The organism is Bacteroides salyersiae WAL 10018 = DSM 18765 = JCM 12988, from assembly GCF_000381365.1.
GTDB classification, from domain to species: Bacteria; Bacteroidota; Bacteroidia; order Bacteroidales; family Bacteroidaceae; genus Bacteroides; species Bacteroides salyersiae.
Map to the genome: position 1 here is coordinate 2,761,083 of NZ_KB905466.1, position 24,144 is coordinate 2,785,226.

A 24,144-nucleotide genomic window follows, 5' to 3' on the forward strand; every position below is an offset into this window, starting at 1 on the left:
TGCTAAAAAACTCCTTCTCTGTTTTTTTAGGTCCTAATTTGTCGGAGATTCTGCCAAAGAGTTGTTTTCATTTTTTTTGGGCGGATGCAGGTTAGCGATATACTCGTTGGGGGATATTCCGAAAACTCTTTTGAAATAACGTGAATAGTAGTTGGGCGAAGTGAAACCTGTAGCATAGGCAGCTTCAGAAACATTCTTTCCTGTTGCCAGGATTTTTAATGACTCTTTCAAGCGTATATTATTAATGAATTCAGTGGCAGAAAGCCCTACGATATTTTTAAGTTTCATATGCAATAAGGTACGTCCTATTCCTATTTCTTTTAACAGGTAATTTAATGAGAATTCATTATTGTCCAGATTTGCTATAATCAACTTTTCGATATTAGCAATCAGTTCTTTGTCTTTATCATCGGCTTTCATTTCATAGACCTCCATTTTGTTAGCAGCAAAGAGTTTTTTCTGGTTTTCTTTTGTTGCTATCAGATTAGAAATCTGTCTTTGGATAAGTACTGGGTGGAATGGTTTCTCTACATATATATCTGCTCCACTTTCATAGCCTTCCAATTGGGCCTCTTCACCTGTTTTAGCAGTTAGCAATATGAGCGGAATGTGACAAGTCTCAATTCTGGATTTTAATTTGTGAGCTAATTCAAAACCATTCATTTCGGGCATCATGACATCGCTGATAATGATATCCGGAAGTTCCTTTTTAGCAATTTGATATCCTTCTTTACCGTTCTGAGCCGTAATGACTGTATACATGTCCGAAAACATTTCTGCATAGGTCGATAGTAGTTCGGAGTTGTCCTCAACCACTAATAATTTATACTCTTTTCTGGAAAGTTTTTTTTCTGTCTCGACTTTTTCAGCGTTATTATCGTACTTGACGGGGAGGTATCTATATTCTTCTATAAAGGAAGCATCGGCATCCTTATCTGATATTTCATCTGTAGAAAAGGCACGGGCTGTAATATTTAATTTCACTATAAAATTGCTCCCTTTGTTAATTTCACTTTCTACTTTGATTTCTCCTTTATGTAGTAAAACCAGTTGGCGGGTAAGTGCCAGACCTATACCAAAACCGGCTTTCTTGCTTTTAACAAAATCATTGATCTGATAATAGTTCTCGAAGATTTTATCCTGCTGATCGGGAGCAATTCCTACACCTGTATCCGAAACGATGAAATTTAGGTAGGTGTAGTCTTTTTTATGTTCATAAAAAGCTCTAACTATGATTTCTCCTTTATCCGTATATTTGAAAGCATTGGAAAGCAAATTGTATATAATCTTCTCGACTTTTACAGGAGCGAACCACACATCTTCTTCTGAATTTTCTATTTTCAATATGTATTCTAATCCTTTTTCATCGGCGAGCATCTGGAAACCTTCGCAGATACTTCTTAGAAAATTTAATAAGTTACCTTTCTTTACGCGAATCTTCTCTTGTCTGGTTTCAACCTTGCTGAAGAGCATTAGTTCGTCTAATAGTATATTCATTCTCATTGCATTGTTGATAACTAATTTCATTTTGGGCCTTATTTCCGGGCTGAAAACGTTTTTCTCAAGAAAAGATTGTAGAGGAATGAGAATTAGGCTTAATGGTGTTCTCAATTCGTGGGAGATATTTGTAAAAAAGTTGAGTTTCAGTGTATTTACTTCTTCCATTTTTTTCTTTTCCATGCGTTCGGACAGTATAAGGCTTTTCTCATATTGTCTTTTCTTGATAAATAGGTAAAGCCCTGTTCCTAAAACTCCGGTCAAGATGAGGTAGGTTAGATATGCGAGGTCCGATCGCCAGAAAGGAGGGGCTACTATGATTTTGATACTCCTTGTCGGTTCTTTGTTGTCCCATTTATTATTAAAAACTGCTTTGACGGTGAGTGTATATTTTCCTTCTGATAAATTGGCATATGTCAGTTGGTTTTGGTTTCCTATATAATTCCATTCTCTGTCTGTATCCAGTTTATATGCAAAGAAAGTACTGTTCGGATGACTGACTGTAGGTACGGTAAATTCGAAAGAGAAGGATTTAGCTTGTTCGCTGTTTAGGTATATTTCATCTGCCTCTTCTATATTTTTATTTAATGGAGAACCGATTGTGTCTGGAGTTACTGATTTTCCATAGATTTTGAAATCTGTAAATTCTACTTGTGCCATGTTGTGATGCATCTGTAGATTTTCTGGATAGAAAGCAATCATACCATTGATTGTTCCGAAATATAAAAGACCGTCGTCTGCCCGATAAACTGAATTATAATTGAACTGTTTGTTGGGCAATCCTTCACTAATGGAATAATTCACAAAAAACAGTTTGTTTATATCTAAGCAACTTAGCCCGTTGTTTGTACTGAGCCATAAATTGCCGGAACTACTTTCAGTAATGGCATATATAGTGTTTGAAGGAAGCCCGTCTTCGATAGTATAGGTTGTAAAGGATTCGTTTGTTTTATTAAATTTGCAGAGTCCTCCTTCCAATGTTCCAATCCAGATATTTTTTCTACTATCTTCAAAAATGTAATTTATGAAATTATCGGGGATACCACTTCTATCCTGTTGATAAGAATAACTTTGCAGGCTTTGCATGGATTTGTTGTAACGGAATATACCGTTGGTTCTTGTCGCAATCCAGATGTCTCCGTCTGAATCTTCCAATAGGTTATTAATACTTTTAGGACCAACTATATTTTTTTCGAATTGTCTGAATTGGTCTTTTCCCGGATTATAAATGAATAATCCGTTGGTAGTTCCAATCCAGATTTCTTCGTCTTTGTCTTGTAGCAGTGTGAATATGTTATTAGATAACAGATCTGGATATTCTGGATGAATGTAGTGAGAGAACTTTTGAGTTTTTAGGTTGTATTTGTTTAATCCACCCAGATAAGTTCCGATCCATAAATTATCTTTTTGGTCGAGAAGTAGAGAGTGAACGTTGTGATATGATAAACAGTTTCCTGTCTGTTGCGGTTTGAAATATTCGAAGCTTTTCTCTTTTTTGTTATAATAATTTAACCCTCCATCTTCGGTGGCTATCCATAAATTGCCTTTTTTATCACCGATAATTTGTCGTACTGCCTTTCCCGACAAGTATTTGTCGGAATATCCACAATCATAATAGGTAAATTGTAGGAAAGAATTTAAGAATATGTTTAAACCACCAAAATAAGTACCTACTAACATATTATTTTCCTTGTCTTTGAAAATGGTGTAGATTGCATTATCGTTCAGCGAGTATTTATCATTATAGTTTTGTTTGTAATTGATGAATTTATTTTCATCTGATAAATATATATATAGTCCGTTTTCCGAACCAATCCATATATTTCCTTCAGCATCTTCTGCAAAAGTGCGTACACAGATTTGTGGAAAACCTTCTATACGGATAAACTTATTGGTGGAACTGTCAAAATAACAAATTCCTTTATCTTCGGTTCCTATCCATATTCTGCCATGATGGTCGGTAAATAATGAGGTGACTTTATTGGAAATTAATGAATTTATATTATGGTCATTATGTTTGTAGCGGGTCAATTTTCCATTTTCTACATCTGCACAAATTAGTCCCCCATACATCCGTCCAAACCACATCTGTCCTTTTTGATCAGAGGTTATGGCGGTGATGAATGCAGTAATTGTTTCATCTTGATTCACATAGAATGGATCGAACTTACTTGTTTGTTCGTTATATATAAAAGCTCCGGAACCACCCATGTAAATTTTTCCTTTATCATCTTGATAAATAACACGGCTAAAATTATTTAAAGAATCAACCGATACAAAATTGAAATTATCTTTATTTCTATTGTATAAGTTTACTCCTTTGTGTGTGATGACCCATAGTCTGTGGCGCTTATCTTCAAATACATGACGTATAATTCCACCTTTTTTTCTTTCACCTTTTGTAGGTTCCACTTCATAGACTGAGATGCTCCTCCCATCATATTTACATAATCCGTTTGCCGTAGCAATCCATATAAAACCCTTAAAGTCTTGGCAGAGTGAATAAATAGTATTGGTAGGGAGGCCGTTGTCATTGGTCAGATGAGTGAATCGAAGATTTCTGTCTACTTGGGCAACTATGTTGATGGTATATCCTATCAATAAAAATAGAGCTAATAAAACGGAATGTGCTTTCATATCATATAAACGTTTATGTAAAAGTAAAAAGAACTATGAATATCCTGTATAGATAAGGTGAAAAAAGGTGAGGCTATGTTTATGACCTCTGTTTTTCCAATACAAATGAAATAAAAAAAAGTGGATGTACATAGTAAAAGTATTCAATTAACTGATTTGTAAAATTCTGATAATCAATACAGTGAACATTCGTGCTTAAAAAGAGAACAATAATACAACTATAGTTATAATATCGAATAGAAAGAATAAACAAAAATAAAGTTTGCTTTGCTTGTTAAAAAGAGGATAAAAAATAGGAGAGAAATTCTTTGATTTCCCTCCTATTCATATGGTTGATTTCTAAATTATTTTAGAAACAAGATGTTGGTTTAGAGTTTTGGACCGGCAGCAACTAAAGCTTTACCAGCTTCGTTACCTTCGAACTTAGCAAAGTTCTTGATGAAACGAGCAGAAAGGTCTTTTGCTTTTTCTTCCCATTGGCAAGCACATTCATAAGTGTCGCGTGGGTCAAGGATTTTCGGATCAACTCCAGGAAGTTCTGTAGGAACAACAAAGTCGAAGAAAGGAATAATCTTAGTAGGAGCTTTGTCGATAGAACCGTCAAGGATAGCGTCGATGATACCACGAGTATCTTTGATAGAGATACGTTTGCCGGAACCATTCCAACCTGTGTTAACCAAGTAAGCCTTAGCACCGGATTTCTCCATTTTCTTAACCAACTCTTCTGCATATTTAGTTGGGTGCAGTGACAAGAAAGCAGCACCGAAACAAGCAGAGAATGTAGGAGTCGGCTCAGTAATACCGCGTTCTGTTCCAGCCAATTTAGCTGTAAAACCAGACAGGAAGTAATATTTAGTTTGCTCAGCGTTCAGGATAGATACCGGAGGCAATACACCGAATGCATCGGCGGACAAGAAGATAACTTGTTTTGCAGCCGGGCCTTTAGATACCGGTTTAACGATATTATCGATGTGATAGATAGGATAAGAAACACGAGTGTTTTCTGTAACGCTCTTATCAGCGAAATCAATTTTACCGTTAGCATCTACTGTAACGTTTTCAAGAAGAGCGTCACGTTTGATAGCTTTGTAGATATCCGGTTCGCTGTCTTTATCAAGGTTGATAACTTTAGCATAGCAACCGCCTTCGAAGTTGAATACACCTTCATCATCCCATCCGTGTTCGTCATCACCGATCAACAGACGTTTCGGGTCAGTAGACAAGGTTGTTTTACCTGTACCTGACAGACCGAAGAAGATAGCTGTGTTTTTGCCTTCTTTGTCGGTGTTGGCAGAACAGTGCATAGAAGCCATACCGTTCAATGGAAGCAGATAGTTCATGTAAGAGAACATACCTTTCTTCATTTCACCACCGTACCAAGTGTTCAAGATAACTTGAATCTTCTCAGTCAAGTTGAATACAACAGCAGTTTCTGAGTTCAAGCCCAATTCTTTGTAGTTCTCAACTTTTGCTTTAGAAGCGTTCATGATAACGAAATCAGGCTCACCGAAGTTAGCCAGTTCTTCAGCTGTAGGACGGATGAACATGTTTGTTACGAAATGAGCTTGCCAAGCAACTTCCATGATGAAACGCAGTTTCAGGCGAGAGTTAGGATTAGCACCGCAGAATGCATCAACAACATACAATTTCTTGTTAGAAAGTTCTTTAGTTGCCAATTCTTTAACGGCTTTCCAGCATTTTTCGTCTACAGGTTTGTTGTCGTTTTTATATTCGTCAGAAGTCCACCATACTGTATTTTCGCTGGTAGCATCTTTAACGAAGAATTTATCTTTAGGAGAACGACCGGTGTAAACACCTGTCATTACGTTTACAGCGCCCAGTTCAGTTACCTGACCTTTCTCAAAGCCTTCCAGACCCGGTTTTGTTTCTTCGGCGAACAAAACATCATAAGACGGGTTGTGCACAATCTCAGTAGCACCGGTAATACCGTACTTGCTTAAATCTAAATTTGCCATTTTCTTTTGAATTAATTAAAATTGGTATTTTGTTTATTATCTCATTCCAGGTATTTATGGAAAGGATGTTTTATAACATCCTCTTGTAAACCGGCTACAAAAGTAACACTTTCTTTCGAAACAAGTGTCGTATTAGAGAAATTTTTCCCTAATTGAATCTCTTTTATAGATTCCTAACAAAATCTGCAAACTGAATGTTGCAAATTGAAACTTTATCATTTACTTTGCATCATATAAATTCTGAATAAATAATAATGATATATAGAAATGAAAATAATCGACTTTAGTAAAACGAATTCAATTCTGAATCAATATGTGTCAGAAATAAGGAATGTAGAGGTGCAGAACGACCGTTTGCGTTTTCGCCGTAATATCGAACGGATAGGTGAGATCATGGCGTATGAAATGAGTAAATCGTTTGCTTATTCGACAAAAGATATCCGTACACCCTTGGGGATAGCGCCGGTTTGTACACCGGACAATCAATTGGTAATAAGTACCATTCTCCGTGCGGGATTGCCTTTTCATCAAGGCTTTTTGAGCTATTTCGACAATGCGGAAAATGCTTTTGTATCTGCTTATCGCAAATATAAAGATACATTGAAATTCGATATTCATATAGAATATATTGCTTCACCTCGTATCGATGGGAAAACATTGATTATTACCGATCCGATGCTTGCTACCGGAAGCAGTATGGAATTGAGTTATCAGGCCATGCTTACCAAAGGGCATCCGTCAGAAATTCATGTGGCGTCTATTATAGCCAGTCGCCAGGCTGTGGAGCATATTATGTCGATATTTCCGGAAGAAAAAACGACTATATGGTGTGCGGCCATTGACCCGGAGATCAATGAGCATTCGTATATTGTGCCGGGACTTGGAGATGCCGGTGACTTGGCTTATGGAGAAAAGGAATAGCCCGTTTATATGCTTTCTTTCATATGGGAAAGAATTTATCTTTGTTGCAGATGTCGGATGTTTTTTCAGAATCTTACTTTTATTGTATCTTTTCCGATGGTAACAATGTATATTCCTCTTTCCCTCAGTTGAAAAATTGTATAGTCTTTATCGTTTTTTACTGTTATTGCATCAATAAGTATGCCTTGTAGGTTGTATAAATGAAGTGTTTCTCCTTTAATAGCTCCGCTGATATATATTTCATTTTCTACCACAAACACTTTTATATGATTGCTAATCTCTGTATAAATATTGTTGGTAAGAGATTGGGTTTCATAAACACCCATGTCGACGGCTTTTCCTTGTATTCTGTCCTGGTGTTGTAAATCAAACAGTATGTCTAATGCTTCGTAGTCCGATCCTGTATCAATACAAGGTGATCCTGGTGCTAACATGTAGATTGCAGTATAAATTGTCTCTATCTCATCATGTGTGCTTCCTTTCCCTATAATACTGGATGGAGATAGAAATGAGGGATTTTTGCTTCTATTTAGATACATGTGATCTGTATCGTCTCCGTCCATGAATTTTTTGCTGTTACTTTCTACTGCACTGTGTGTAGAGATAATAGTTCCTCCTCCGTTTATATCTGTATTCTGGCCGTAGCTATTGTATTTCTTTCCATACATATTGTTGTATAGAATTGAATTTATCAATGTTAAATTGGATTTGTTGGTAGCTGTTCCTATGGCTCCTCCTGGCTTTACGGCACTATTGTTTGCAAATGTACAATTGCGAACAGTAGCGGTTGTTCCTGTTCCAATTTGTATAGCACCTCCGTTACCGTCTGATGTATTATTTATAAATAATGAATTTTCTATAATGCAATGTCCACTGTTACAATGGATAGCTGCGCCATTTCTCCCATTTCGTGTGGCATTGTTTCTAAAAATACAATTTCTCACGAAAGCGCCATTGCTTAGAATCATGGCTCCTCCATTTTCTTCTGGAGGATTGATTGCGTTTTGTATGATAACACCATCAATAATGCAGGGGATATAAGCATCTCTTCCTCCTGGACGATTGTTGCCGGTTGTACTACGGAATGGAGAAATACGATCTTTACATTCGATGACTACTCTGTTTTTATCCCAATTCCGGTCTGTTGACCGTGTTTCGTTTCCCTTGAAACCTCCGAAGATGAAAGTATTATCGAGGTTAATTGGAGCACTTAAGTTGTATGTTCCAGCTTTTAGCCATATTTCATGATTGGGGATGGAATGTGCCAATGTGATAGCCTGTTCTAAGTTGGATGCGTTCTCCCAAGTATTACCAGGGCCTGTACCTTGGGGAGAGACATATATAATTTGATTTACGGACTTATTTTCTCCTTTTTCGATTTCTTCTCTCCAAATTTTTAGTTTTCGGTTTAAAATTCTGGTTGTTTCTATATTTTTAGTTGATAGATTATTCTTTTCATATGGATCGGTCGATAGATCAAATAGTTCTTGCTCTATTACAGATAATTGGCACCCATTGTATGTATATCTTTCGATCAATTTATATTTTCCGGATATAATTGAAGCTTCTATGTTACGTGAATTATCCGATTCTTTTACGCAAGGAGGGTAATACCAGTGAAATTCACGTTCTTCAATCTCTTTATTATTAAAAAGAGGCAATATGGATACACCATCACAAATTTGTTCGGGCATATTGGTGTGAGTCAGTTCACAAAATGTAGGAAAGAAGTCCATGGAAATAATCCGCTGATCAATTATTTTAGGAGCAGAGTCGGTGCCATATCCATAGAAGATCATAGGTATACGATTGCCTCCTTCATACATACTTGTTTTTCCTCCCCTTAAAGGGGTATTAGTGGTTACTCCGGTCGCTCCGCCATTATCGCTTGTAAAGATCACTAAAGTATTATTTAAAAGGTCATTGTCGCGTAAACATTGGAGGATTTCGCCCACTCCTGTATCTATGTGTTTCAGCTGAGCGGCCAAATGTGGATTATTGGGTTTTCCTCGATAATCTGCTGGAAATTTTTTATAAGGATCGTTTTCCGGATTATTCTCCGAAGGCGCACTGATGCCGGATTTAGGCTTGACACGAAAATGATCTACGGTTTCGGGAGGCCCCATCAGTCCGTTATGTACAGCATAATGACTTAAATATAAAAAAAATGGTTTCTCTTTATTTCTTTTGATGAACTCTACTGCTTCGTAGTTCATACGGTCTATCAGAAATTCTTTTTCTTCTGGAAGAATTTTAACGACGGATTCATTGAAATGGTATGGATGGAAATAACTTCCGTTACCTATGTATCTGTTTTCTGAAATAATCATTTCTTGAAAGCCTCTTTCCGAAGGGAGTATTTGGCTCTTTGCTCCTGATAGTGAATATCCAGTTAAATGCCATTTCCCGATAATCCCAGTGTGGTAACCGTTGTCGTGTAATGTTTCGGCAATAGTTTTTATATCTGTTCGCATTGGGTCCGAGTTACCACGAAGATAGTCAACAACTCCTATTCGATACGGATATTGTCCGGTCATTAAGGCTGCCCGGGTGGGGGAACTCAGAGAAGCGGCTGTTTGAGCATGAGTGAAACGAACACCATCGGCTGCCATTTGGTCTAATACAGGTGTTTCATTGAATTTATTCCCATAACATCCTAATTCGGCGTACCCTAAATCATCTGCCATGATAAATATAATGTTAGGACGCTTTTCTTCCTTTGTTTGTGCTATTGATGAAATCAACAAAAGAGTACTTGTCAAAAGGGTTTGTTTTTTCATGGTTATTATTAATTAGATTATAAATGTAATGACTGATGCAAAGGTATTCGATCCCTACCTTAATTGATGAGCACTATCGTTTTTGAGTTTAAAATTTTTGTTCAATAGAGTCTGTCTGCTATTATTTTTTCTCTTTGAACGATACTACTTATACTTAAAACATTCGTGAGGGTATCTTTAAATCGGAAGGCTTACTTTTGCTTACAAATTATCAATGTGCGAAAATGATGATCTGATTTATGAGAAAGGTATTGTTATTCTTTATGTTGTTTTTAATGTGTGGACCACTGTTTGCACAAAATGAAATTACCTGGTTCGGAGATGTCATGGAGATACCTGGTCCGGCCAAATATGCCAGAATGGTTTTGATGAAACAAGGACCAAAAGCTGGACAAATTCTACTGACCTATCAGAAATTCACTTATGGGCGAAAGATTGTTAAGCGATATAGTTCTGATGATGGAGTGACATGGTCGCCGGAAAGTCTATTATTGCAAAAGACGGGAGACTGGACGTATGCTAATTGTAATATAATAGAGTTGACCGACGGGCGATTGTTGATGACTTATCAAAAGCGAAAAGAGGACGGTTATTATTTTACAGGAAGAGATCGCTATGTATGTGTTAAATATAGTGTAGATGGTGGTTCTACTTGGAGTAAGGAAGAAGAAGTTTTTCAGGGAGGTAATTGGGAACCGACTCCTATTCAAACACCTTTGGGTATTTATATTTTCTTTACTTTACAGGATATATATCCGACTTTTTTGTCGGAAGAGGAGTGTATTCAGGAAAATGAGATTGGAGGAAGGGCAGTGGCTTTTGTCGCTTCATTTGATAATGGAGCGACATGGACGAATTTCAGTAATGAACGCTATACGGCTAGGATGTTATTGAGAGATTATAACGAGGAGAGGGCCGGTAATAATTTTTGTGGGAGTGGCGGGGGAATGCCTACTCCGTTTTTGACGGAAGACAATCGTTTAGGGTTTATTGCGGAAAGTATAGAAAGAAAAGTATCTCCATGGATTGTCATTGCTCCGGCCGATGATTATACTTTTGAATCTTCTTATTTTGAAGGTAATTGGCAAACTGCTAATTATAATGGGTTGGGAGATAATAATGTATATCCATTGTCTACCACTGTTCGTTGGGCATTAACAAGGGAACATACCGGTGGTGCACCGTTTGCTTTGAAATTGTCAAATGGTAAAATAGCATTTAGTTATAATAGTGGAAAGAAAATATATTGCTGGGTAGCCGATAAAAATGCAAAAAATCCTGTTAAGCAGGCAATGCCATTTGGGGAACTTAATACTTTTTATTCATCTATGATTCATTTGAATGACAGTACGATTTTGATTGCGGCCCATGAAACGAGCCCAGGAGAAGAAATGAGGGCTTTATATCTTCGTAAAGGTAGAATAAAGGATTATGTTACTACTTCTGTTACTCGATTAAAATCTCCTTTTTATCAGGTTACTGTCTCTAACCGAAATATTCATATCCGAGGTCTCTCTGGAAATGAAACTGTACAAATATCTCAAGTAGCGGGTTGTGCTGTATTGGTTGTAAAAAAAGTGTTGTCGGAAGAGTATTCTTTTCGAACTCTTTGTCCGGGAGTATATATTGTCCGGATTATTAACGGTATTTCCGGAAAAACAGCCTATAAAATAATGGTAAATGACTAAGTTCTGATCACAATATAGGATGTCCGGTTTTTATGAACATTTGTGAACGTGTTATGGCTGAAAGTGACGGTCGTATTACAGATGTCTGCATACATTTATATTATAAATTGTTTGATATAAAATTATTAACTCTAAAAATTACTATTATGAAAAAAAGATTACTTTCTGCACTTTTATTTGTTAGTTTGAGTTTTTTTACGGTGAATGCACAAGATTATTGGTTAAATGAAGATTTTAGTTCTCAAGAATGGCAGGATGCCATACGTGCGTGGATTGATGAAACTGGTGTAGGTACATTTCCGGAAGCTACTCCTTCTAATATAGATATTCCTGACGGGACGGAAATCAATGGATTTACGTTGAATGGGGCATACATCAGACCCGGAGCGGCAGAATTGGAGCAAACTTGTTCGGATGGTGATACTCATCAGTATGGTTTGCGTTTACGGAATAAAGGAGATAGTTATATACAGTTACCGCAAATAGATAATGCTAAAAAAATCTCTATTCATGTAAGAAATGGGAATGGTAACAATGAAAATTGTATTTTGCTTGAAGAATATGATGCTTCTTCATTTACATGGAATTTGCTTGAAACGATTCCTGTTCAGCGCGCTAATGATTATACGAATCAGGACGAAATATTGGAAGTCAATCTGGATAAAACGACTCCGGTTACACTTCGGCTTTTCAGAGGGGGGAATTTCTTTACTGCTGTCTATAAGATAACCGTTGAGAAAAATGTAGGAGGCACGTTGGTTCAGTCTACATCTGTAAATGACATTAATATATATGTCGATCATGCAAGGCTATATGTTATGGGGGATATTGACGTAGCAAAGATTTTATTTTTTGATGTTTGTGGGAAGGTAATCTTTGAGTCTGTTTTGAATGGAAGTACAGTTGATTTACCATCGTCTGTTCAATCGGGTACATACATTGTTAAATTGGTATCACCAGAAATCTCTTTAACAAAAAAAGTTTGTATTCAATGAATTGAAAAAGTAATGGAGAGATAGTTCTTTTATCAATATTTCTCTATTTTTACATGAATAAATGGTTTAAATAAAATACTTATGAATAATAAACTGCTAATTAGTGGGGTTTTAGGCTTGGGCACTTGTATGATATATACGCCTATACACGCTGGAGAGGCTCAGGCACAGAGTAAACCTAATGTTTTGATAATCTATACGGATGACATGGGGGCAGGTGATGTTTCTTTTCTTAATAATGGATGGGTAAAAACACCGAATATTGACAAACTGGCTTCTGGGGGCTTAATTGTAACCAACTACTATTCTTCCTCACCGGTGAGTTCGCCTTCTCGTGTTGGGTTGACAACAGGACGGTTTCCTACTGAAATGGGGATAAATTGTTATCTGCAAACGCGCAAAGGTAATGCAGCCTGTGAACAATTTGATTATTTGGACGCTTCGGTTCCTACGATGGCTAAAGTAATGAAAAGTGCGGGCTACACGACTGGACATTTTGGTAAATGGCATATGGGGGGAGGGCGTGATGTAATAGATGCCCCGCAGATAACCGAATATGGCTTTGATGAATATATTTCTACTTGGGAGAGTCCCAACCCAGATCCTGTTATTACGGATTCGGCGTGGATATGGAGTCGGACTGATCAAGTGAAGCGTTGGGATAGAACAGCCTATTTTGTAGATAAAACACTTGATTTTCTGAAAAGGCATAAAGGAGAACCGTGTTTTGTAAATTTATGGCCTGATGATATGCATACTCCTTGGGTACCAAGTCAGAAAACAATGGACTCGGAAAGGACATCTTGGACTACACCTCCTAATTTTAAAGAAGTATTGACTGAATATGATAAACAGATCGGGCGTTTGATGGAAGGGCTGACTAAACTGGGGTTGGAGAAAAATACAATTGTTATTTTTACCAGTGATAATGGTCCTGCTCCTAGCTTTCAGCAAATGCGTACTAATTCATTGCTTGGCGTGAAGTGTAGCCTTTATGAAGGTGGAATTCGAATGCCGTTTGCTATCCATTGGCCGGAAAAAATCAAGGCTGGTGGAATAAATGATTCTAGTATTGTTTGTGCAGTTGACCTTTTACCCTCTTTATGTGCGTTGACAGGTGCTAAATTACCATTAGATATGGAGCTGAGTGGAGAAGATATGAGTAGAGCCTTATTGGGTGAACCTCAAATACGTAAAAAAGATTTAATGTGGGACTTTGGTAGAAATAAAGCCTTCAATTATCCGCGTGGTAAAAATGCCAAACAGAAAAGTCCGCATTTGGCAATCAGGCGCGGTAGTATGAAACTTTTGGTGGATTCATGGGATGAGAATTTTGAGTTATATGATCTTGTAGCTGATCCGAAGGAAACTACAAATATTGCCGAACAGAACCCTGATCTTGTAAAGGAATTGCATATAGAACTGATGGAGTGGTGGGCAAAAAGAAAAATACCTGCTAAATGAAAAACTGTAGATTTATTTGAAGACTTGTATTTTTATTATGTAGGCAGTATCCATAATTTTGTGTAAATAGAAACGGGATTCAGTTATAAGTTCTCTTATATCTGAATTCTGTTTTCAAAAATAAGCATAAATTGATTCATAATCAATCCCCAGTTAGTAATCGGCATTGTCCATTTCTTCTCAATCTCCATCAGAGAAAGGTATACCATTTTCTTCACAGCATCATCCGAAGGGAATGAAAGTTTTGATTTAGTGTACTTTCTGATTTTTCCATTCAGATTTTCTATGAGGTTTGTTGTGTAGATTATTTTCCTGATTTCCAATGGGAACTGGAAGAAAACAGTCAGGTCATCCCAGTTATTCCTCCATGAGAGGATGGCATAAGGGTACTTCCCTCCCCATTTCTTTTCCAAATTATCCAGTTCCACGGCAGCAGCCTCCTTGTTGGGCGCGTTATAGATGTTCTTCATATCGGCTGTAAACTCTTTCTTGTCCTTGTAAACGACATATTTGCAGGAGTTCCTAATCTGATGTACGACACATATTTGCGTGGAAGATTGAGGAAATACGGCACGTATGGTGTCGGTAAATCCGTTCAGGTTGTCAGTGCAGGTAATCAGTATGTCCTGCACTCCGCGGGCCTTCAAATCTGTCAGGACACCCATCCAGAATGAAGAACTTTCTGATTTTCCAACCCACATGCCAAGGACTTCCTTCAAGCCGTTCTGTTTCAGACCGATACAGAGATAGACAGTCTTGTTGATGATTTTGCCGTTGTCACGAACCTTGAAGACAATACCGTCCATCCAAACGATAAGATAGACCGGGTCCAAAGGGCGGTTCTGCCATTCCTGAGCAGCTTGATTGACTTTGTTCGTGATGATGGAAATGGCTGATGTGGACAGTTCTATCTCATAGATTTCACGCATCTCCTCTTCTATGTCGGACACGCTCATTCCTTTGGCATATAGGGAGATAACAAGTTTTTCTATGGAAAGCCCACGACTCTCGTGTTTGGGAACAACTATGGGCTCGAATTCACCGTTACGGTCACGGGGAATAGGTATGACCGCTTCACCGTGTTCGGTTTGGATTTTCTTGGGGTAGCTGCCGTTACGGGAATTGCCGCTGTTATGACCGGAAACCGAATTCTTCTCATAACCCAGATGGGCATCCATCTCACCTTCAAGCATTTTCTCCAATACCTGCGCGTGTAACTGCTTCAGAAACTTGCTGACATCAGCTTCTGTTTTGAACTGGCTAAGGAACTCCTTACTTAATACCTCATCAGGCACTACATGATTCTTCTCTTTCATAATTTTCTTCATTTTGCAAAGCTATTAAATAAAAAATACGGAACCCATACTGAAGCCCGTATTTTACATTTACACAAAATATTTTATAGTGCCATTATGTATGTTTTCGGGTATATCTATAAGAAAATGTAAACGGAATAATTCTGATGTTTATATAACACAAACGAAAGGGATGACCGACAGCGACCATCCCTTTCGTTTGTATATGTATTTAATAGGATCATTTTACTTCCCAAGTGTCGTTAGTCATAAGCAATTCATTGAAATTGTGATATTTCTTTTTGCCTTTCACTTCTTCGATTTGCTCCATAACTGCATCGTTGTATGTAGGAGCTTCCACATCACGAATTACTCCTAAAGCTATTGGGAACTCCGGACCTTCCATTAACGCCAGTTTTAATTGAAGGGTATTGTCCATACAATGAGCATCGTGTATCAGAATGTCTTTTTCCGTAATCCCGTTTTCACCCAACTTCACTACTTTCAGTCCGAATCCTTGTTGCATCAATCCGTATTCTTTGTTCTCGCCGAATAACATTGGTTTTCCGTGTTCCAGATAGATGGCGTTTTTGGCGCGTCCTTCTTTGGTCGCGACACTTTCATGGGTACCGTCATTGAAGATAACGCAATTTTGCAGTACTTCTACTACAGATGCACCTTTGTGATTAGCGGCAGCTTTCAAAACTTCCACGGAGGCAGCACCGTCAACGGCTACACAGCGTGCAAAGAAGCGGCCGCGTGCACCGAAGCAGAGTTCGGCCGGATGGAAAGGATCTTCAACCGTTCCATAAGGAGAGGACTTGCTGACAAAACCACGTTCTGATGTGGGCGAATACTGTCCTTTAGTTAATCCGTAGATACGATTGTTTAACAAGATCATATTAAGATCGACGTTACGACGGATGGCGTGAATGAAATGGTTGCCACCGATAGCCAAACCATCGCCATCTCCGGATACTTGCCAAACGGTAAGATCGGGATTGGCCACTTTGGCACCTGTAGCTACCGCAGCAGCACGTCCGTGGATGGTATGAAAGCCATAGGTGTTTACGTAATAAGGCAAACGCGATGAGCAACCGATACCGGAGATAACGGCAATATTGTGTGGAGCCACTCCCAATTCGGCCATAGCTTTATGCAGGGAGTTCAGGAAAGCATGATCGCCACATCCCGGGCACCAGCGTGGTTGCCCCGATTTATAATCTTTAGCTGTATATACTGTTTCGCTCATTTCTTATTCCTCCAATAATTTAGTAAATGTATCTACAAGTTCTCTTGTAACGAAAGGCTGTCCTTTCACCTGATTAAACTGGTTGATATTCAGTCCGGGTACTTTCATACGCAGATATCCGGCAAACTGTCCCAGATTTTGTTCGGCTACGATAATTTTTTTGTATTTCTTCAGTACGTCTGCTGTATTTTTAGGCAGCGGGTTGATATACTGGAAATGAGCAAGTGCCACTTTTTGGCCATTTTTACGCATATGTTCTACAGCGGAGTAGAGGTGACCATATGTTCCACCCCATCCTACTACCAACAGCTCGGCATCGGCATCACCCTGTACTTCCAGTTCGGGAATGCAGTCTGCAATCTTATCCACTTTGGCTTGACGCAATAATGTCATCTTTTGGTGATTTTCCGGTTCGGTAGAGATAACGCCGGTTTCATTACTTTTTTCCAGACCGCCGATACGATGCATGAAGCCTTCTGTTCCGGGAACCGCCCAATAGCGTGAACCTGTTTTCTCGTTACGCTGGAACGGTGTCCAAGTACCTTCCATTTCGGGAGTGACATAGGGCGGGTTTATGGCCGGATATTCATCCAAGTTGGGTAATTTCCATGCAGCGGAACCATTAGCGATGAAAGCATCGGTCAGTAGTACTACCGGTGTCATGTGTTCCAATGCGATTTTTGCAGCCATATAAGCGGCATCAAAGCAGTTGGTTGGTGAAGTAGCGGCAATAACCGGCATTGGGCTTTCACCATTGCGTCCATAGAGCGCCTGTAGCAGGTCTGTTTGTTCTGATTTAGTAGGCATACCGGTTGATGGACCTCCACGTTGTACATTAACAACAACTAATGGGAGCTCTGCGATGACAGCAAGGTTCATGGCCTCACTTTTCAGACATACCCCCGGGCCGGAAGTCGTAGTGACTGCAAGGTCACCTGCAAAGGCAGCACCTACCGCAGAAGCGCATCCGGCAATCTCGTCTTCGCATTGTACGGTCTTTATGCCGAGTGATTTGTGCTTAGACAGTTCGTGAAGAATATCTGTAGCCGGGGTGATCGGATAAGAGCCCAGATAGAGTTCCAGACCGGCCTTTTCTGCTGCTGCAATCAAACCGTAGGAGGTAGCTTTATTACCGTTTATGTCTGTATAGAGTCCTTTTGCCTTGGGACTTTTACTTTCTATCTTATAAGTAGAGGTAGAAGCGTGGGTATTTGCACCATAATTATAGCCATCGTTCAAAACTTTGATGTTAGCTGCTGCAATTTCCGGTTTCTTGGCAAACTTCTGGCGAAGCATATTTTCGGCAGCTTTAAGATTTCGATTGAACAGCCAGCAGACTAATCCTAAAGCGAACATGTTTTTACAACGTAGCATGGCTTTGTTGTCCAGACCGGAATCTTTTAGGCTTTCCTTACACATAGAAGATATGGGCACTTCAAGAACTTCTTGTTTGATACCTAATTCTTCGAATGCATTATTTGTCGTAAATTTCGCTTTTTCCAAGTCCTTTGCTCCAAAAGAATCAGAATCGGTAATGACCAGCCCTTGTGGTTTGCAGAATTTGATCTGCGTTTTTAGAGCTGCGGGATTCATTGCTACTAATACATTACAACGATCGCCTGGAGTAAATATTCTGTTTGCTCCGATATGTACTTGAAAGCCGGATACACCGGTCAAAGACCCTTGCGGGGCACGAATATCTGCCGGATAATCGGGGAATGTACAGATGTCATTCCCTACTGTTGCCGACACGTTCGAGAAGATGTTACCGGCCAGTTGCATACCGTCGCCGGAATCGCCGGAGAAGCGTACTACCACTTGCTCCAATTCTTTAACCATCATTTCGTCTGCCATAATTTTACTTACTATTTTAATTTTAGGATCGACTTGTTGTATTCTTGCATAAATATAACCCTTGTGTTGGTCACTTTTGTATATTCATTTATTATGCAGAAGGTTTCGCAAAGGTCGTAAAGTTAAACGACTTAGCAAAATCTTTTTTAGTTTATCTATAGCTGTCTATCAAAAGATTTGAAATATTGTTTGTATTGGACGTATATGTTAGTGTATTGGATAGGTTTCAATTTGTTTGTGATTCATTTTGTGTCATATTGATATCGATGTTTGTGAGGTAAAATGACGAATTGTTGCAGTTTTTATGCAAAATACAATCTTTCTGCTACTTTTTGTTGTGTATTATCTTGCAATGATAAGAATAAATCCCCTCTTTTCTAACTCTATTTCCTGAAATTGTTAATGCCTGCTTCCTTATTGTCCGGATACTTTATAAATCTATGCATTCTGTCTTGTTAAATCGATAGAATACATTATCTTTGCAACTAAAATTAAAAGTAGGTCCTGTAGTTCAACGGATAGAATAGAAGTTTCCTAAACTTTAGATAGGGGTTCGATTCCCCTCGGGACTACTTATGAAAAGTCAATTATTGAGTTTCTATATAGTTTTTTTGAGTTTTACTTCCGCTTTTACTTTTCCCATTTTGTTAAGATTATATTTAGCTTTTATAGATTGTTGTTTGTGTTTTTTCTCATGAAAACAATGGGACATTTGCAAGAATGTGTTTATAAATAAGTCAACTTTGAGAAATGTTTCGGAGGAGGAATTCTGATTGAAACAAAAAGGAAGAGTTATCTGAAACTATAGCTTAACTATAAAAAACAGATAACTCTTCGAATACAATCTTTTTTCCTTAAAGAAAAATGTTATAACTGTTTATTTCTTTATCAGTTTTTGACTGCGTACAATATTTCCTTTTTGCATCTTAACGACATATATAGCCGGAGTGATGTCGGATATATCTGTAGAAGAAGGATTATTGGGCACATATTTAACTAACTGTCCATCAGTTGTATATATCCATGCTTTTTCTACATTGTTGAAATAAATCGTACCTTCGGTAGTTGTTGGCCACATTGTAGAAATAACAGATTCACTGTCTTTCCAAACATTTTCAACACCATCCGGATTGTTATTCAGTCCTTCCGGTTCATCAGCTTCACCTTGATCATGCATATCCGGTGCCGGTTCGCGCGAAGGATTATTACCAATAATTTCTACTGGAATATCCAAAGTGAATCCTTTAGCTGTAAATCCGCAAGGGCCGGGGTGTGCAAACCATGCATCGGAGAACACAAGACGTAGACGACTTTCTCCTGGTTTTGCATCAGCAGGAATAGTAAATTTCTGCGTTACGCCTGTCGTTTGGAATTCAGGAGTTCCCTGTTTTACTGTGCCTAATTCAAAAATTGTTTCAGTGGCCGGTTCGTGGGACTTACTTCCATCTAAATCGATATAAGCTTTTCCTAAGCAGAATTTTAACCCATCATCTAAATCAGCTGCTTTGAAGAAAAGTTCTACTTCTTGTCCTTGATTTACTTTCAATGTTTGATCGCACATTGCATATTGAGTTCCGTCGGCTTGTGGAGCATCAGCAGTGTAATTAATATCTTCAACAGCACCGGTAGTTTTAAACTGTTCGATATAACGAACTTCAATGGCGATGTCAGCACCTTCTGCGTTATAATTTAATGTAGACTCGCAATAAGGATCATTATTGAATGCAGGTAATTCAGAAGCGTTGCCACGACCAATATGAATCCATTCTACGGGAGAATAGGTTTTTCCATCTACAGAAACCGAACGAATACCGATATACGGGTCATCTGTAGCAGTTTCAAACATAATATTACCTAAATAAGCAGACCATGTAGAGGTACGTCCTATTTCTGAAACTTTACCATTTTCACCATTCTTATACATTAGCTGGAAATGGTCAATATTCACTTCGTCATTGTAAATCAAACCATATTTAGCATTATCACTATTGTAACCTGTGGCATTTACTGCCCAATTCAGCTTCACAGAAAGAGATTGAGTTGTTTCTTCTTTCACTTCTACAATAATACTTTCCGCATCAATCGGTGCAGGAGTTTTCACTGCGCAATCGTCAGTCAAAGCAAGTTTACCAATCAGCATATTATAGTTTCCTTCATATGTTCCTTTCACGCGAAAACCGATGTATTCAATTATATCACCACTATTAATACCTGAAAGTGCAATTTCCTTCTCTTCCCATGTCGGTCCATTCAGATTACCTACAGGAAACTCCATCCATGTGTCATCATTAAATTTCTTTAGAATCACATAGAGGTTGGAAGCATTTGTACCATTTACACCAGATTTCAATGCAACATTTGCTTTTGCATTACCACCGGATACGTTCAATTTTGCACGGTAGAGAACAACATCTGACCCTTTTGCTGTCGGCTCACCTGAAAGACGGAGAGCAGAACCGCCGGTATAAGCATCTTCGTGTGTAAATTCGGCATCAACGGCAGTAGAACGAGTCTTTGTGTTGGCATCATAAATTAACCAGCGATATGTAGGAACTATATCCTGTTGTCCCATATTATACCAGCTACCAAATGTTTTCTTTCCTTTGTAGTTATAGCGTTCACCATTACCCAAAGAAAAATGTGTAGTGAAAGGCAAATCTCCTTGAATAGCAGTACGCTCAGGTACAAAATCAGCAAAACCAGCAAAATTAACCATTTGATTTGGTTTATCATCATTGTTGGATATTTCAAAAATATTTCCACTGTTAGACAATGCAGGACGGTCAATTGGAGAACGTTTACCACCAGAAAAACCTTTTTCCAACAATTTCTGGTAATTACTTTGTAATTCCATGGTATTGTCGCCAATGGCAAACTGGAAGAAGCGACTAATCTTGTGCTCACCCCACAAGCAAAGGCCAACTTGTTCAGCGCCATCGGCATGGAAGTTGGTCCATTGGCGATCCATACTGGCAATCCACACACCTTGATACAATCCCTCGCAGTCACCTTGGATAGCAATAGCGTTTTTCTGGGACATAGCTAAAGTTCTCGGAATATCATTAGCAGAATAATTCATCATAACCTCTGTTGTTCTACCATTTTCGTTGGCAAAATAATCAGCAGGATTAGTTAGATAAGATGGACCTCCATACAGCCCAATGTGAAAACTATCAAAATTCAATTCTGCTGCACGTTTATAAAGAGCTTGATGAAAGGCTATTACGGTTTCATTGTTGTAGCCGGTATCTTCCCAATTGTAGTTAATACCATCTAAACCAAAGAATTTTAATACGTTGATAAAAGCATCGACATATCGGAATGAACCATCTGGATTTTTTGTAGAAATCAAATTAATATATTCCGTAGCAGTCTGCCCACGACCACCGGTAGTATCAAAAAATTTAATTCCACTGAACATATCGGTACCATTCTTATGTGCAGCATCCGCCCAAGAACCTGGAGCTTGGAATGGAGAATGATTCCATGCCCCGTAAAGGTTTACATAGTTCCACATAGAAAAAGTATCATTATTGAATAAGGAACTAGGATATCCTCCGACTAAATCGCCTTGACCAGTTGGCATATTCATCCACAAACGACGTTTTGCATATACCTCAGGAACCACATTTTTAGAAGCATCTTCAATAATGTCACGTGGACGAACATGCGAACGGGAAAACTCCAGATCTAAGTTAAATCCAGCTTCTGTCCATTCTTCCGCAGAAGGATAATTTCGACCTTCATTCATTGCTTTGACAAACAACTCCAAGATGGTAGATTCCTTCCATGGGGTAAAGTCGAACACTTCTGTTGAAGCCGAAGGAGGATAATCTGTCTTATCCTGTGCCGGAGCTTGTCCTGAAAGCAGCAACATGGCAGCCATGCTAAACAAAGTAAATTTCTTCATAATACAGAAAATTAAATTATTAAATAAAAATGATTTCTTGAGAGGGGAAGGATCCCCCCCTTTCTCTTATAAATAGTTTGGATTATATCATTAAAAATTTGGCGTTCCTTCTACATCCCACCAAATACGAGTAGATTGGAGATCGGCTCCACCTAAAGCTTTAAGTCCTGTAGCTGCTACATCAGCAGCAACTGCTTGTGTGTCAGTGCCAGGGAAGCGCATTCTGCGCAACAGATCCCCTTCTTGTAGATTGGCGTCGGCGTCTTCCCAATTAAGTACCGGCAAGGTTTTCGGGTAACCTGTACGGCGCATTTCTGTCCATGCCTCAAAAGAGTAGGGAAATAGAGCGATATACTTTTGAGTGATAATTTTTTCCAGTTTTGTTTCATCACTATCACCTGCATTCCACTTTACACCAATGGTTATTGGACTCTGATAGTTGTTAGATGCATCAATTGGGTCAATATATTGATATGGAACAGCTTCTTCCACTTGCTTATAATCAGCTAACCCGGCATCATACTCAAAGGCTGTCATGCGCCATTCACAAGTTGCATTGTCAATACCGCGATTGTAGTAAAATTGTGCATCGCAACCTTCATCACCAACATTCCAACCACGTACTAACCCTTCTGCACGCAAGAAGTCTACTTCTGAAAGTTTAATAAAATAGAGTGGTGCTTCTGTGAAATATTGATAAATAGAAGAATATCCGCAATCTTTATTGCTGGCGGCAGATTGTCCTTCACCCATTTTCTTTCCGGCACGAAGACCTATAACACGAGTATTAGCTTCCAAATCGCCCAATTTTACTGAATTTTTATCAAATAAAAAATTACAATAAGGATGTTTTAATGAAAAAAGGATTGTCTCAAAAGAAGCGTTTAAGCGAGAGTCTCCCCATGAACGGGATATTTCGGCAAGTGGATGATTGGTGCCACTTTTATCTGTTGAAAACGATACTTCGTCTTCTAAAGAGTTAGCAACACCTTCCATAACGGCTTCTTCTGCCCATTTTTTGGCTAAGTCTTTATCTCTTTTTACCACATGCATAGCCATACGGAGTTTTAGAGAATTTCCCATTTTGCGCCAGGTCTCAAAATCTTTTGTATCAGTGATTTCATCTACATCTTTTAATAGTTTGTTCACTTTAGTTTTATACCATTCCGGGCGATTGGGATAATTCTTTAAACAGGCATTAATGCTGTCAAGATTGTCCACAATACCTTTGTAAATATCCTCACAGCTATCGTATGTATAAGGATGTTCCTGTTGATTGGCTTTAAATTGTGTATATGGAAATGAACCATAAAGGTCGACTTCTTCTTGAGAAGCATAATCAAAAAGTAATAAAGCTACTGCTTTCATCTCGGGAATGGAATCAATATCTGGATGATTTAAAATCGGAGATAGATAATTCTTTGTCAATGTATAATTACCATTCGGACCTGCGTTTACTGACTGCTCAAAGGCATAGGTAGAATTTAGGGTAATCATAGCAAATGGAAAGTCTGTATGAGGAACCACCATGTATCCGGCATAATTATCAACTGACATATTAAATTGGTATTGATAGGCATGTGCCCCAGGACGCGTCGCTTCCTTACCGCCACGCATAGAGTAAGTAGCTGAAAGAATATAACCTAACGGTGCTTCTTTAGCAAGGTTTGTTAAAGCAAGGTCAAGTCCCTCTTGAGAAATTTCTTTATGATAATCCAATATATCAGCCGCCCCATGATAAACCTCGTCAGAACCTTCTTCTGTGTTACCTGTTAACTCATCACCTGGCACATCAAAATCCATACAAGATTGCATACCTAACAGTGACATCACAATGCAAGCAATAAAAAAATTATTTTTTTTCATATTCATCTG

The 24,144-nt window shown here is 38.5% G+C and carries 12 protein-coding genes and 1 tRNA gene; 5 read left to right on the plus strand and 8 right to left on the minus strand.

The features are described from left to right. Positions 1–33: 33 nt before the first annotated feature. Entirely contained in the window at positions 34–4,134 is a 4,101-nt protein-coding gene (locus tag HMPREF1532_RS10090; protein ID WP_005928558.1) for a hybrid sensor histidine kinase/response regulator transcription factor, read from the minus strand. Between the two features lie 368 nt (positions 4,135–4,502). Further along, on the minus strand, positions 4,503–6,110 hold the full coding sequence (gene pckA, locus HMPREF1532_RS10095; protein WP_005928562.1) for a phosphoenolpyruvate carboxykinase (ATP): 1,608 nt from the start codon (positions 6,108–6,110) through the stop codon (positions 4,503–4,505). Positions 6,111–6,377: 267 nt separating this feature from the next. Between pckA and upp the strand changes: the two genes are divergently transcribed. Next, the gene (upp, locus tag HMPREF1532_RS10100) at positions 6,378–7,031 is read left to right on the plus strand and encodes a uracil phosphoribosyltransferase (protein WP_005928565.1); all 654 of its coding nucleotides are present in this window, start codon (positions 6,378–6,380) and stop codon (positions 7,029–7,031) included. 65 nt (positions 7,032–7,096) lie between these two features. Here the strand turns inward: upp and HMPREF1532_RS10105 are convergent, their stop codons facing one another. Then, entirely contained in the window at positions 7,097–9,811 is a 2,715-nt protein-coding gene (locus HMPREF1532_RS10105) for a sulfatase-like hydrolase/transferase (protein ID WP_005928568.1), read from the minus strand. A gap of 239 nt (positions 9,812–10,050) precedes the next feature. Here HMPREF1532_RS10105 and HMPREF1532_RS10110 point away from each other — a divergent pair, with 239 nt between their 5' ends. The 3 genes from HMPREF1532_RS10110 (at position 10,051) to HMPREF1532_RS10120 (ending at position 13,958) form a co-directional block, all read left to right on the plus strand. Then, entirely contained in the window at positions 10,051–11,499 is a 1,449-nt protein-coding gene (locus HMPREF1532_RS10110) for a sialidase family protein (RefSeq protein WP_005928571.1), read from the plus strand. Between the two features lie 53 nt (positions 11,500–11,552). After that, entirely contained in the window at positions 11,553–12,494 is a 942-nt protein-coding gene (locus HMPREF1532_RS10115; RefSeq protein ID WP_229103586.1) for a T9SS type A sorting domain-containing protein, read from the plus strand. Between the two features lie 81 nt (positions 12,495–12,575). Then, positions 12,576–13,958 carry a sulfatase family protein gene (locus HMPREF1532_RS10120; RefSeq protein WP_005928576.1) on the plus strand — a complete coding sequence of 461 codons (1,383 nt, stop codon included), beginning with the start codon at positions 12,576–12,578 and terminating at the stop codon, positions 13,956–13,958. Between the two features lie 95 nt (positions 13,959–14,053). Here HMPREF1532_RS10120 and HMPREF1532_RS10125 read toward each other — a convergent pair whose 3' ends face one another. The 3 genes from HMPREF1532_RS10125 to HMPREF1532_RS10135 form a co-directional block, all read right to left on the minus strand. Beyond that, complete coding sequence (locus tag HMPREF1532_RS10125) at positions 14,054–15,274, minus strand: IS256 family transposase (protein WP_240043655.1); 1,221 nt, start codon at positions 15,272–15,274, stop codon at positions 14,054–14,056. 220 nt (positions 15,275–15,494) lie between these two features. Beyond that, entirely contained in the window at positions 15,495–16,505 is a 1,011-nt protein-coding gene (locus HMPREF1532_RS10130) for a 2-oxoacid:ferredoxin oxidoreductase subunit beta (RefSeq protein WP_005928580.1), read from the minus strand. Positions 16,506–16,508: 3 nt separating this feature from the next. Next, positions 16,509–18,359 (minus strand): 2-oxoacid:acceptor oxidoreductase subunit alpha, encoded by a 1,851-nt coding sequence (locus HMPREF1532_RS10135; RefSeq protein ID WP_005928583.1) that lies wholly within the window; start codon positions 18,357–18,359, stop codon positions 16,509–16,511. A 500-nt stretch (positions 18,360–18,859) separates the two neighbouring features. Here HMPREF1532_RS10135 and HMPREF1532_RS10140 point away from each other — a divergent pair. Further along, a tRNA-Arg gene (locus HMPREF1532_RS10140) sits at positions 18,860–18,931 on the plus strand. A gap of 305 nt (positions 18,932–19,236) precedes the next feature. Here HMPREF1532_RS10140 and HMPREF1532_RS10145 read toward each other — a convergent pair. Together HMPREF1532_RS10145 and HMPREF1532_RS10150 are read right to left on the minus strand one after the other, a co-directional pair. After that, complete coding sequence (locus HMPREF1532_RS10145) at positions 19,237–22,269, minus strand: endo-beta-N-acetylglucosaminidase (protein ID WP_005928588.1); 3,033 nt, start codon at positions 22,267–22,269, stop codon at positions 19,237–19,239. Between the two features lie 90 nt (positions 22,270–22,359). Beyond that, complete coding sequence (locus HMPREF1532_RS10150; RefSeq protein ID WP_005928590.1) at positions 22,360–24,141, minus strand: SusD/RagB family nutrient-binding outer membrane lipoprotein; 1,782 nt, start codon at positions 24,139–24,141, stop codon at positions 22,360–22,362. Between the last annotated feature and the right edge of the window lie 3 nt (positions 24,142–24,144).